At 58.7% G+C, this 11,601-nt stretch carries 13 protein-coding genes; 7 read left to right on the plus strand and 6 right to left on the minus strand.

All coding sequences use genetic code 11. The annotated features are described in order from the left end of the window. The first annotated feature begins 19 nt into the window (after positions 1-19). The 4 genes from bioB to SIB73_RS02415 are packed head-to-tail and all read left to right on the plus strand — an operon-like array spanning position 20 to position 3,496. A complete protein-coding gene (bioB, locus tag SIB73_RS02400) occupies positions 20-1,027 on the plus strand; it encodes a biotin synthase BioB (RefSeq protein ID WP_413406488.1) in 1,008 nt (335 codons plus the stop codon). Beyond that, positions 1,024-2,004: a rhodanese-related sulfurtransferase gene (locus tag SIB73_RS02405; RefSeq protein WP_413403231.1), complete on the plus strand. Its 981-nt coding sequence runs from the start codon at positions 1,024-1,026 to the stop codon at positions 2,002-2,004. The genes bioB and SIB73_RS02405 overlap by 4 nt, the downstream gene beginning before the upstream one ends. After that, positions 2,001-3,002 carry a DUF952 domain-containing protein gene (locus SIB73_RS02410; RefSeq protein ID WP_413403229.1) on the plus strand — a complete coding sequence of 334 codons (1,002 nt, stop codon included), beginning with the start codon at positions 2,001-2,003 and terminating at the stop codon, positions 3,000-3,002. The genes SIB73_RS02405 and SIB73_RS02410 overlap by 4 nt, the downstream gene beginning before the upstream one ends. Further along, positions 3,002-3,496 (plus strand): hypothetical protein, encoded by a 495-nt coding sequence (locus tag SIB73_RS02415; protein ID WP_413403227.1) that lies wholly within the window; start codon positions 3,002-3,004, stop codon positions 3,494-3,496. The genes SIB73_RS02410 and SIB73_RS02415 overlap by 1 nt, the downstream gene beginning before the upstream one ends. Here SIB73_RS02415 and lipA read toward each other — a convergent pair. After that, a complete protein-coding gene (gene lipA / locus SIB73_RS02420) occupies positions 3,481-4,386 on the minus strand; it encodes a lipoyl synthase (RefSeq protein ID WP_413403226.1) in 906 nt (301 codons plus the stop codon). The genes SIB73_RS02415 and lipA overlap by 16 nt on opposite strands. 108 nt (positions 4,387-4,494) lie before the next feature. Beyond that, a complete protein-coding gene (recR, locus tag SIB73_RS02425; protein WP_413406486.1) occupies positions 4,495-5,064 on the minus strand; it encodes a recombination mediator RecR in 570 nt (189 codons plus the stop codon). Positions 5,065-5,181: 117 nt separating this feature from the next. Here recR and psbP point away from each other — a divergent pair, with 117 nt between their 5' ends. The 3 genes from psbP to SIB73_RS02440 all read left to right on the plus strand — a co-directional run bounded on the left by psbP (position 5,182) and on the right by SIB73_RS02440 (position 7,322). Then, entirely contained in the window at positions 5,182-5,736 is a 555-nt protein-coding gene (psbP, locus tag SIB73_RS02430; protein ID WP_067098923.1) for a photosystem II reaction center PsbP, read from the plus strand. A gap of 72 nt (positions 5,737-5,808) precedes the next feature. After that, positions 5,809-7,131, plus strand: a complete 1,323-nt coding sequence (locus SIB73_RS02435; RefSeq protein ID WP_413403224.1) for an NHLP bacteriocin system secretion protein — start codon at positions 5,809-5,811, stop codon at positions 7,129-7,131. Between the two features lie 14 nt (positions 7,132-7,145). Beyond that, a complete protein-coding gene (locus SIB73_RS02440) occupies positions 7,146-7,322 on the plus strand; it encodes a hypothetical protein (protein WP_413403223.1) in 177 nt (58 codons plus the stop codon). 12 nt (positions 7,323-7,334) lie between these two features. Here SIB73_RS02440 and SIB73_RS02445 read toward each other — a convergent pair whose 3' ends face one another. From SIB73_RS02445 to SIB73_RS02460, 4 genes are all read right to left on the minus strand, one after another. Next, the gene (locus tag SIB73_RS02445) at positions 7,335-7,499 is read right to left on the minus strand and encodes a metallothionein (RefSeq protein WP_413403221.1); all 165 of its coding nucleotides are present in this window, start codon (positions 7,497-7,499) and stop codon (positions 7,335-7,337) included. Positions 7,500-7,615: 116 nt separating this feature from the next. Continuing rightward, positions 7,616-9,568, minus strand: coding sequence for a TolC family protein (locus SIB73_RS02450; RefSeq protein ID WP_413403219.1), 1,953 nt, complete (start codon positions 9,566-9,568; stop codon positions 7,616-7,618). Next, positions 9,498-10,625 carry an FUSC family protein gene (locus tag SIB73_RS02455; RefSeq protein WP_413403217.1) on the minus strand — a complete coding sequence of 376 codons (1,128 nt, stop codon included), beginning with the start codon at positions 10,623-10,625 and terminating at the stop codon, positions 9,498-9,500. Before SIB73_RS02455 ends, SIB73_RS02450 begins: the two co-directional genes overlap by 71 nt. Continuing rightward, on the minus strand, positions 10,622-11,584 hold the full coding sequence (locus SIB73_RS02460; RefSeq protein ID WP_413403215.1) for an FUSC family protein: 963 nt from the start codon (positions 11,582-11,584) through the stop codon (positions 10,622-10,624). The genes SIB73_RS02455 and SIB73_RS02460 overlap by 4 nt, the downstream gene beginning before the upstream one ends. Positions 11,585-11,601: the final 17 nt, after the last annotated feature.

Consider the following 11,601-nt stretch of genomic DNA (forward strand, 5'->3'; position numbering starts at 1 on the left):
AGCAATGGTGGCTGGTTCAATGACGGACACGGTGGACCTTCGCCATGACTGGAGTCTTGAGGAGATACAAACCCTTCTTGACCTTCCACTGATGGATCTGCTCTGGCGCGCTCAAAGTGTTCATCGAGCCGCCAATCCCGGATATCGGGTCCAGTTGGCTTCACTGCTGAGCGTCAAGACCGGTGGCTGCGAGGAGGACTGCGCCTACTGCTCCCAGTCGATGTACCACAGCAGTGATGTGGGTGGTCAGGCCGATCTGGAGGTGAAGGCTGTACTTGACAGGGCTCGTGCAGCCGCCGATGCCGGCGCTGATCGCTTCTGCATGGGCTGGGCCTGGAGGGAGATCCGTGAAGGCCCAGCCTTTGAGTCGATGCTGAGGATGGTTCGAGGCGTGCGCGAGCTGGGTCTTGAAGCCTGTGTCACCGCTGGAATGCTCACCGATACCCAGGCGGAGCGATTGGCCGAGGCGGGCCTCACGGCTTACAACCACAACCTCGACACCAGCCCTGAGCACTACGACCGGATCATCACCACCCGCACCTATGAAGAGAGGCTGGAAACCCTGCAACGCGTGCGTCGTGCAGGAGTCACCCTCTGTTGCGGTGGAATCATCGGCATGGGTGAAACGCTTCGCGACCGTGCTTCGATGCTGCGAGTTCTTGCCTGCATTGATCCACACCCTGAAAGTGTGCCGATCAATGGTCTGGTGGCTGTCGAAGGAACGCCTCTTGAAGGCCTGCCCACTGTTGATCCGCTTGAATTGGTGCGAATGGTGGCCGTTGCCAGAATCCTGATGCCGTTCAGTCGTGTGCGTCTGAGCGCCGGTCGGGAAGAACTCAACAGGGAAGCTCAGATCCTCTGCCTTCAGGCAGGGGCAGATTCCATCTTCTACGGCGACACATTGCTCACAACGGGCAACCCTGCTGTTGATGCCGACAGGGCCCTGCTGGAAGCTGCCGGAGTTCAGGCCAGTTGGCAGGCACAGTTACTCGAGACGCAGCCTGAGCAGGAGAAAGCCGCGGCATGACGGCTGCCCAAGCCGAAAGTCCATCTTTTCTCGTGGCAGCGTTTTACGCCTTCACGTCGCTTGCCCCACCAGAGCTGGATTCGTTGCTGACGGATCTGCCTGTACTGGCATCTCGCGAACAGATTGTCGGTTCAGTGTTGCTTGCTCCGGAAGGTGTGAATGGCACCATCAGTGGTTCTGATCGGGGCGTGAACGGGATCCTGGAGTGCCTCCGCACCAGAATCACCCTTGGTGACGCGCATTTCGAGCGCCTGCAGGTGAAGCGAAGCCGCTGCAGCAGGCCGGCGTTCCGTCGTTTCAAAGCCCGTCGTAAGCGCGAGATCGTGAGCCTGGGGCAGCCTTGCGCCGACCCCCGCCGCAATGTGGGTATCTACGTGGACCCCTGTCACTGGAATGAGCTGGTGGATGACCCCGACACGCTGGTCATCGACACCCGCAATGCCTATGAGGTTGCTGTCGGCAGCTTTGTGGGGTCTCTGGATCCAGCAACTGACAGTTTCCGGGATTTCCCTGACTGGGTTGAACAGCATCTACGCCCTCTGGTTGAGCGCACGTCGCCGGCGCGCATCGCCATGTTCTGTACCGGTGGGATCCGTTGTGAGAAGGCCAGCAGCTTTCTGCAACAGCGGGGATTCCCCGAGGTTCATCATCTTCAGGGCGGAATTCTCAACTATCTGGAGCAGGTGCCTGAAGAGCAAAGCCGCTGGGAAGGAGAGTGTTTCGTGTTTGATCAGCGGGTCGCCCTCAACCATCAGCTCGAGCCTGGCCGGCACAGCTTGTGTCATGCCTGTGGTCTGCCGCTAACGCCGGAGCAGAGGCAACTGGAGAGCTACATCCCAGGGGTGCAGTGTCTGCAGTGCAGGGATCGTTTCACGGATGCCGACAGGGCACGCTTCGCCATGCGGCAGAGCCAGCTCAATCAAGGCGTCCTTTCGCAATCCACCGGCTGGCGATCAAAGCCCGACACCCACGGATGAGCGCACGGCCTGTTCTCTACAGCTTTCGTCGCTGCCCCTATGCGATGCGCGCCCGCTGGGCTTTGTTGATGGCAGGCCAGCTTGTCCAATGGAGAGAAATTGAACTCAAGGACAAACCAGCGCCGATGCTCGAGGCTTCTCCGAAAGGGACGGTGCCTGTCCTGGTTCTCGCTGACGGCACTGTCATCGATGAAAGCCTTGCGATCATGCACTGGGCACTCACCCAGGCCGATCCTTGCGATCTTCGCCGGCAAGGTACTGGCAAAGCGCAGGATCGCATCCTGCAGCTGATCGAGCTCAACGACACAACCTTCAAACACCATCTCGACCGTTTCAAATACACCGATCGCTATCCGGGGCAGTCCAGACAGGAGCATCAGCAGCAGGGCTTGGAGGTGCTGCGGAGCTGGTCTGATCAGATCGATGCCTGTGGTGGCTGGCTTGTGGATGCCAGCTGTTCCCTCGCGGATGTCGCGCTGTGGCCGTTTGTTCGTCAGTGGCGCATTGCTGATCCTGAGGGATTTGATGTCGATCCATCCCTGCAGCCGCTGCGTGGTTGGTTGATGCGTTTTCTGCAGGATCCTGATTTTGAGCGCCTCATGCAAAGGGCTGATCCCTGGCACCCCGGGGGACTTCAGCCCCTGTTCCCCGCTGATGCCGTCGATGTTCCAGCTGACCAACCCTTGTTTCATCTGGCGATGGCTGAAGACTGGAAAACCGCAACCCAGTCGGGTCACTACGAGATGTCCACCAGAGGACTGCGACTTGACCAGGTGGGATTCATTCATCTGTCCTGGCGGGAACAGGTGGCAGCCACCCATGAGCGCTTCTATGCGGATGTGGAGTCTGTGGTCTTGCTCACAATTGATGCGGCGCGGCTGACCGCCCCTCTGCGTGCCGATGCGATCCCAAGCGGAGAGTTGTTTCCGCATCTTTATGGACCACTGCCCATGGAGGCAGTTGTCAATTCATCTCCTTACTTCGATTCCGAGCTGTGATGCTGGATCAACTGGAAATGGAGGCTCGTCAACGGGATCTGTTGCTGAGACTGCAAGTTGGCCGACCTCTGGGGCTGTGGAGTCTGAGGCTTGTGGTGGCTCGTTCGCAGTCGGAACGACTGCAGCTTCTCGGCGAGATGAAAGCCTGGGCATACAGCGGCCCCCGTGGATTGCAACTGGACACGATGCGCGTGCTGCCGGCGGCTCCTGCAGGTTGCGGTGATCTCATCTGGGCGGCATCCATGGCCTGGGCGGTTGAGGCCACCCCTTGCCGACAGGCAAGACTGCTGGCCATTCGTGATGACGAACGCCAGCATCAACGTCTTGTGCGTTATTTCAGGTGTCGAGGGTTTGAATCCGTGCGCGAGGTGCAAGCCGCTCTCTGGGATTTGCCGCTGCGCATGATCTGGGGAGGAGCAGGAGCACTGATGGTTGGAAACTGTGAGCAGGTGCGGGAGAGGGCTCTGAAACGTTGGCGTCAGTCCGCTGCGTGATAGCTGCTGCGTACCAGAGGCCCACTTCTCACCACAGCGAAGCCAAGGTCGCGGGCAATGGATCCGAGATCTTCAAATTCATCGGGATGCCAGTAGCGGGCGACAGGAATGTGCGCCAGAGATGGGCGCAGGTATTGCCCGATGGTGAGCCTCTGGCAATCGACGGCTCGCAGATCGCGCATTGTTTCGATCACTTCATCCCGGCTTTCTCCCAGCCCCAGCATCAAACCGCTTTTGGTTGGAATCTGAGGTGCCAGCGTTCGTGCGGCGGCAAGCAGTCCCAGTGATCGCTCATAGGTGGCTCCCCTGCGAACCTCCCGCTGCAGGCGCTTCACGGTTTCAAGGTTGTGGTTGAAACACACCGGCGCCGCGTTAAGGACCGTCGCCAATCGCTCACGTTGAGCACTGATTGAGCTCTGGAAGTCGGCGCGTCCTCCCCAGAAATCAGGGGTCAGCACCTCGATGGCGATCATGGGATTTCTTGCCCTGATCGCGTCCATGGCAGAGGTGAACAGGCATGCCCCATGGTCGTCGAGGTCATCCCGCGCAACGGCTGTGAGCACGACGTATCGCAGCCCCATGGCTTCAACCGCATCGGCAACTCTCTCGGCTTCGAGCGGATTGACGGCCTGCGCGCGACCTTTCTCCACCTGGCAGAACGCGCAGCTGCGTGTGCAGACCGAGCCCCCGAGCAGGAAAGTGGCGGTGCCGGCGGCATAACACTCGCCCCTGTTGGGGCAGCGCCCTTCCTCGCAGATGGTGTGAAGGGCGTTGGACTTCACCAGCCCCTGCACTCTTTCGATGGCAGAGGCTTCTCCCAGGGGGCGACGCAGCCACTCGGGCAACCGCTCCTGCGGCTGGATGGCTGAAAAGCGGCTGGTCTTGCGCACGCCGGTGAAAGGGTCTGCTTTCAGGGTGGCTCCATTTCCTCAAAGGGAAAACCAGATGGCCGACTCAACAGCTTTGATACATCGCATCATTTGAGTCTTCAGCGCGGATCAATCCACATCGCGCCGGCCCTCCAGTGCACGACTGAGGGTGACATCGTCGGCGTACTCAAGTTCACTGCCAACGGGGAGCCCGTAGGCAATGCGGCTGACCCGTGTGAACGGTTTGAGCAACCTCGCCACATAAAGGCTTGTGGTGTCGCCTTCGACGCTGGGGGTGAGAGCCAGTATCACTTCCTCGACGTTATCGGCGGCCACCCGCTTCACCAGGCTGCTGATCTGCAGCAGATCGGGTCCAATTCCATCCATGGGGGAAATCAGACCTCCCAGTACGTGATAACGGCCGCTGAATTCTCTGGTTCGTTCCAGTGCAAGAAGATCCCGTGAATCAGCGACCACGCAGATCTGGCCGTTGGAACGTTCTTCGTTGCGACAGATTTCACAGACCTGATCAGCACTGAGGTGAAAACAGGTCTGGCATTGCCCAACCTGGGTCCGTGCGGCCAGCAGGGCATCCGCGAAACTGCGGATCTGTTCCTCCGGCTGCCTGAGCAGATGCAGGGCCAGTCGCTGCGCGGTGCGGGGTCCAATCCCCGGAAGTCGCTCGAACTGGTCGATCAGACGAGCCAGGGGTCGGGTGAATCCGCTCAGAACACTGAGGCAAGTGGCGGAAATCTAAGCAGGGGATGATGCGGGCAGAATGGCGCGCATTCGGTCAACTTCAATCCAAGTTCCTCAATGGGCTCATTGCTGCGTCAACCGCTCCGGTCACTGCTCGTTCTGCTCTGTGTGCTGATGCTCAGCGCCTGCGGCGGTGCCAGCGCCGGTCTCAACTCCTTCAAGAGTCCAGACGGTCGCTACGCCTTCCTTTACCCGACCGGCTGGACGCGGGTCGCCGTCACCGGCGGGCCCGCTGTGGTGTTTCACGACCTGATCCACAGTGATGAAACGGTGAGTCTGGTTGTCTCAGAGGTTGACGCCGATGATGACCTGGAGACTCTCGGCAGTGCAGTTGCGGTCGGCGAGCGGCTACGGCGTGAGGTGATCGCTCCCGACGGCAGTGGCCGCAATGCTGAACTGATTGAAGCCCGTGAGCGGGATTCCGATGGGCATGTCTTCTATGACCTGGAATATGCCGTGCATCTGGAGGACCGCGATCGGCACGAGCTGGCCACAGTGGTGGTCGACCGTGGTCGGCTCTACACCCTGGCAACCAGCACCAATGAAGATCGCTGGTCGAAGGTGCAGGGACTGTTCGAATCAGTGATCAGTTCATTCACGCTGTTGATCTGAAGCTTCGGACGTTGTTCAGAACTGTCCTCTCGGCCCCGGCAGTGACAGTTCATCGCCAGCAAGATGGCGAGCATGACCACGTCTTCCCGCGTTGAGCGTCTTCGGGGCCGCTGGAACGGCCTCTCCGACCATCAGCAGGTCGGCGCCTCACTGGCCGGCGTGGGTGCCCTGTTTGGTGCCTGGCTTCTGCTCTGGCCCGTACCCACCGAAGTGGAGGGACGCGGTGTTCTGATCTATCCCGATAACGCCGGAATCCTCAATGCCAGGGCGGCGGGTCAGGTGCTGAGCATTAACACCAAGGTCGGCGAGCAAGTCCGCAAGGGACAGGTGCTGATGACCCTTTATCTGCCCGTGCTCGAGCGGAAGCTTGATCAGCAGAAGGGGAACCTGCGTCAGCTGGTGCGTCAGAACGAGGAACTCGATGCACGCGATGCGCTGCGTATCCGCACGGCCAAGCTCGCCCTCGATACGGCGCTGGCCAAGCTCGACGATGACAAAAAGCGCCTGGCCAGACTTCAGGCGACTTACAACAGCAAGGTCGACAATCTCAACTGGTTGGCGAGGCGAGAGGTGGTCGCACCTCTGGCACAGGAGGTGGTCGCTGCGGAGCAAGGCCTCACCACCACCAGTGTTCAGCTGGATGACATAAAGATCCAGCGCAGAGATCAGATCACTGATTTCCAGCAGATCAAGCTCAACATCGAGTCTGAGAAGCTTGATCGACGCTTTCAAATCGATGATCTCAAGCGTGAGATCAAGGTGATGGAGGCCAGGATCTCCTTTGACGGCAATGTCACCGCGGTACGTCGTGGCACGGTGCTCGATCTCCAGGTGATTCAGGGACAAACGGTGAAGCTTGGCGATCGTCTTGGCACCATCGGTCGCAACACCCGCCCTCCCAAGGGCGACAACAAAACCGGTGGTGATCTCATCGCTGTGTCGTATTTTTCGCCGGCAGATGCTCGTCGGCTTCCCATGGGTCTGCCGGTAGAGGTTGTGCCCCTTTGGAATCAGCGCGGTCGTTTTGGTGGGATTGTCGGCAAGGTGCGCAGTGTGCTCACGCTCCCCGCCACCCAGGAAGACATCTCCACCACCATTGGCAACAACCAGCTCGCTGAGGCTCTCGTCAAAGATGGCCCGGTGATGCGTGCTGAGATCGAACTGGACCGTCACCCCCGCACCGACGACGGCTATCGATGGACGCTGTCGAAGGGCAGTGGAGTCTTTCCAATCCGTGAGGGGCTCACTGTGGATACGTTTGCCTATGTGGAGTGGCGCTCACCGGTCACGTATGTCGTTCCTGGGCTTCGTTCGCTTACCGGTGGATTCCGCACGTTCCGCATCGACTGGATCTGGGATCTGCCCTTCCTGCGGCAGCCAGGAACCCCTCGGTGATGTTCTGATTTTTTATGGCACTCCGTCCTCTTCTTCGTCAGGAACTTCCCTGGCTGGTTTCGGAACTTGTTCTACTGATCGTTCTGCTCAATGCCAATCCGCCCGAACTGTGGTTCTGGCTTGTGGTGTTTCTGGTGATTTTTGGCTATCGGATCGAGCGGTGGTGGTCGTCCAAGCCGGCAGACAAATAGCGCAGTACCGGTTCAGATCACCATGGCCAAGGGACACCATCCCCGATGACAACCGCAGCCATGGCCGGATGCACAGCCCTCAGAGCAGAAGGCTTTGCCGAGACGCATCACAGCGTTTGTGGCTTGAACTGTGCACTGACAGACTTGGTATTGACACCTGATGAGATCAGCATTCATCGGTGACTCCGGGATTGATGATCTTCCTGTAGTCCTGCTGAATGCCACTAAACAGGTGCAACATCCGCCCCTTAAGGTTCGGTTTCAGGACCTCGACTCCCCCGTTGTGAAGCTGGTTAGGGCTGATTCAGTTCGCGCAGCGAGAAACCTTCCAAAGTGAGTTCAGTGGGAACGGTTGAGTTTGGATCCAGTGGCATCGGCAGCAGCTCGCGCAGCAGCTGGGCGTAGGTCACATTCACATCCACCGTTGCGATCAGGCGATTCACCAGGGAATTCACCAGTTGCGTCTGGGTCACTGAGAGGTCAATTTCATTGGTGAGCCCTGTCTTGTAGCGGAGTGTGCTGTCGCGAAAAGCTTCCTTGCTGGCTCCTACTGCGCGCCGCGCCGAAACGAGCTTCGCCAGGCTTGCCTCATGATTCAGGAAAGCCCTTTCGAGTCGAAGCCGGATGCTGTTGCGGGTGGCAGCGTACGACTGGCTTGCTGCCTGCTCCTGCAGCGAAAGGGCTTTGACGGCGTTGGCAGTTGCGCCGGCATTGAAAATCATCCAATTGAACGCAAGTCCCACGGACCAGTCGTATCCCGCCTCCTGCTCAAGGGGCAAAAACGTGGAACCACAGCATCCGTCGCCCAGCAAGGAGATGTTGAAGGTGCGTTCCACTGATGCCAAGCCTCCAATGGAGGCGAACAGGCTCAGCTTGGGCAGAAGCTGAGCTGCTGCTTCGTCCTGCTGTAATGCCAGGGCCCTGCGTGTGGCCAGGATCGCATCGAGTTCGGGATTGCTGTTGTAGGCGGCCAGCAAGGATTGTTCAAGACTCAGTGGCCAGGCCGGTGCCAGCCTGATGGCATCGCCTGCGCTGGGGACCACATTGGCGGGCAGATTCAACAGGGTCCATAACGCTCTTCGGGACACGGCACGATCGGCCAGCGCTTGGATCAGTTCCTCCTGGTCGGTGGCGAGGGTGGCATTTCGGCGCAACAGATCCACGCGCGGCACCAGTCCTGCTTGTTTGAGATTGAGCGTGTCCTCCAACACGATCAGGTCGGTGCGCACCACCGCATCGCGAATGCGCACCAACTGCTCATTGAGCTGAAGCTGGTAGTAGGCCTCACTGACTTCGAGTTGAAGTGCCCTGAGCTGGTTGGCGTACTGCTGCTCGAACTGCTGCAGCTTGGCATCTGCGGAGCGAACCCTTGGCGTGCGGGCGAAGTCGACCAGCGCGTAGTTGAGTTGTAGCCCAGCCTGCGAGTCAACCCCATTGGAGTTGGCATACAACCCCCCACCGGCCGGTACGTAGAACGGCCCGGCGGAGCTGTTGCTGACGTTGTCGCCGTTCTTGGTGAGCGCGAAATTGGGGGTCTGGCCGTCTTTGGCGAACAAAGGACCAAACCCGAAGCTGTTGTTGCCATAAGGCGAAAACGTGGTGCCGCCGTTCTGAAACCCTTCCAGATCGGCAAACACACTGATGGTGGGCCAGTAAGCCCCTGACAGTGAAGCGACCGTGGCGCCCTGCGCAGCAATTCGATCCCGTTGAATCTGAAGTTCGGGGTTGTTGCGGAAGGCGATCGAGATGGCCTGTTGCAGGCTCACGGACTTCACCTTGGACTTCTGTCCTGTCAGCCCAGGAAGGCTGAGGGGGGCGTCTGGAAGGCTGTCTTCCCGGCTGAGCGCTTCGTTGGCTGGACGGTTGGCGTCCATAAGGTTGGACGGTAGTTCCGGCGTTTTCAGGTTGTCTGATTGATCAAGCTCTGGAGCTGGGCCCAACAGCGTGTCAAGGCTGTCGAGCTGTTGGTTCAGTCTGTTCCAGGTGCGTTCGAGCTGATACGTGTTGCCGCCGTAATTCAGGCGCGCTGGAGTCTCTGCAACAGGAGTGGCCTTCGAGGCCGCCGGCACTACCAGGCCAACAATCGGGATCAAAAATGCCCCCCTGATGAATGACCTGATCAAGGGATGAGCCTGGTGTCCTTGAGGGCCTTGATCCTGACGCCGTACAACCACTTCAGCGAGTTGCAGTGACAGGCTTCGATCTGGCCATGCCCGGCAGGCAGTCGTGCAATACGGAAGCCCCATGTTCAATCAGGGATGTCCGCAGAACGATCTGTCGCATGCGTTCAGAGGAGATGTTTTCTTCTCGCCCGGCACGATCCGCGTGCACTTCAAGATTTGCTGTCAGCGCTTGTGCCACTGTTTCCAGATCTCTGTTGAGTTCGCCCAAGTTCTTCAAATCCAGGCACTGTTTTTCCACAAGATCAGGTTCTCGAAGGTTCCTGGCAAGGACTGTCAGCAGCTTGATCTGATGCTTCAAGACATCTGCCTCGTGGAGATGAAGGGCTTTGATGCTGGTCGGCGACTGAATCGGTGCCGGCAAACCTCGTAAGCCATCCAGCACTGAGATCAGCTGTGAGATCAGCAAGTCAAGTTCTGTCCAGAGCTGATGCAGCGGGTGGTTCTCCGGATTGAGCCCCAGTTCCACCTGTGCGGTGTCGCGTTGTTGCCTCAGAGCGTTGATCTGTTGCAGGATCTCGGTCCGTCGGTCCCTTCGTTTGGTCATTGACATACGGGCTGGGGTTTCGGCTCCCAGCCGCAGTTGTTCAAGCTGAAACTCCTGGGTCAGAACGTCGATGAGGCTCGCGAACCTCTGGTGAAGCGTCGGAATTGTGCCGCTAGGCCAGACGTAGCGTGTCGCCCACAACGACAGTGCGATGCCGAAGGCAGTCCAGAACAGGCGTGACATGCCCCAGATTGTTGTCTCGGCACTGTGGGCAAGCCAGCCCATGATCACGATATTGCCGGCGACCTTGTAGCCCACCTGCAGTCTGAGAACTCCTCCGAGAAGACGAACGCTGGCGAGGGCGAGGCCGAGGGCCAGGGGCAGCGGAAGTTGAAGACCGCGAGAGAAAAGCAACAAAATCACCACACCCATCACCGATCCGAGCATGCGTTGAATGCTCAGCTTCATGGAGTTGCCGTAGCTTCCCGAAAGAACCGCAGCGGTGCTTAGGGGCACGTAGTAGCCGAAAGGAACAGAGTTCAGCAATCCGAATCCAGCACTCAGACCCGTCACCAGGGCGAGCCTGAGGTCGGATCGCAGAATCCAAGGTCTGTTTTGTCTTCTTTGGTCGCTCATGATGACCGCTCGGCATTGAGCAGTTGCTGGCAGGTCAGCACACGTCGGAATCGCGTGACCTGCTCTTCAAGCGCGATTCGCTGGGGCAGCGATAACCCTTGATCGCAGCCGTTGAGATCCAGTCGTCTGCGGGGTGCTGGTTGTTCAGTCAGATAACGACCCAGAGCAGGTAGATATTCAGTCCCTTGATTCCGGTGAAGACGCTCGATTAGTCGTTCGACGAGTAGCCAACGCACCTGCTGACACCGCCATAGACCGAGGCATTGTTGCCAGTGTTCTCTCTCCAGTCGCTGCACATGTCGAGGTCCCAGGCTCATTTCCACATTGATGAGCCGTTGCAGTTCCAGGAGCTGTCTGGTGATGATCGCGGGCTGGATCTCAGCTGGTGGGGTGCCCTTGCCCTGCAGTGCAAGGCTGTGAGCCTCGATTCTGGTCTGCAGAAGTTTGGTGAGTTGCCTGTGCAGGTCTTTCATGCGCGCCAGTCGGTTCTTCGGCCAGAGCAGCCGACCCATCAGCAGAGCCACTGCGATCCCCACCGCCGTATCGATGCTGCGATTGAAAACGTAGCTCCAGTCGAGTTCTGCGTACCTGTTGACGCCCAGAAACACCACAGTGATGATTACCGCGGTTGAAATTCCACTCGCCCAGCCCAGGCGTCGCAACAAGGGGATTGATATCAGCAAACTCACAAGGATGCCAATCCAGCCGGTCATGATCGAATGCACCAGAAAAGTGACTAGGCCGCCTGTAATCGTTCCGAGAATCCTCCCCCTTGCAGCTCTGAGGCTGTTTTCATCCTGATCATCCACCACAACGTTGACGGCCATCAACGGATAGAAGAGATAGGTGATGCGCTCAAAATGCTGAGCAATAGCGCATGTGATCAGAATGCTGATTCCGACTCTGATGCTCTGTCGCAGCAGATTCCTGTCCACAGAAGCAAACGCCGGAATCGCCATTGTGAATGCCTTCGGCG

The sequence above is a fragment of the Synechococcus sp. MIT S9509 genome (assembly GCF_047303035.1).
In the GTDB taxonomy this organism is placed as follows: Bacteria; Cyanobacteriota; Cyanobacteriia; order PCC-6307; family Cyanobiaceae; genus Synechococcus_C.

Bases quoted from the DNA above. Each gene is read 5' to 3' on its own strand.
- bioB (WP_413406488.1), top strand. From the start codon at position 20: ATGACGGACACGGTGGACCTTCGCCATGACTGGAGTCTTGAGGAGATA.
- SIB73_RS02405 (WP_413403231.1), top strand. From the start codon at position 1,024: ATGACGGCTGCCCAAGCCGAAAGTCCATCTTTTCTCGTGGCAGCGTTT.
- SIB73_RS02410 (WP_413403229.1), top strand. From the start codon at position 2,001: ATGAGCGCACGGCCTGTTCTCTACAGCTTTCGTCGCTGCCCCTATGCG.
- SIB73_RS02415 (WP_413403227.1), top strand. From the start codon at position 3,002: ATGCTGGATCAACTGGAAATGGAGGCTCGTCAACGGGATCTGTTGCTG.
- psbP (WP_067098923.1), top strand. From the start codon at position 5,182: ATGGGCTCATTGCTGCGTCAACCGCTCCGGTCACTGCTCGTTCTGCTC.
- SIB73_RS02435 (WP_413403224.1), top strand. From the start codon at position 5,809: ATGACCACGTCTTCCCGCGTTGAGCGTCTTCGGGGCCGCTGGAACGGC.
- SIB73_RS02440 (WP_413403223.1), top strand. From the start codon at position 7,146: ATGGCACTCCGTCCTCTTCTTCGTCAGGAACTTCCCTGGCTGGTTTCG.
- SIB73_RS02445 (WP_413403221.1), bottom strand. From the start codon at position 7,499: ATGAATGCTGATCTCATCAGGTGTCAATACCAAGTCTGTCAGTGCACA.
- SIB73_RS02450 (WP_413403219.1), bottom strand. From the start codon at position 9,568: ATGGGGCTTCCGTATTGCACGACTGCCTGCCGGGCATGGCCAGATCGA.
- SIB73_RS02455 (WP_413403217.1), bottom strand. From the start codon at position 10,625: ATGAGCGACCAAAGAAGACAAAACAGACCTTGGATTCTGCGATCCGAC.
- SIB73_RS02460 (WP_413403215.1), bottom strand. From the start codon at position 11,584: ATGGCGATTCCGGCGTTTGCTTCTGTGGACAGGAATCTGCTGCGACAG.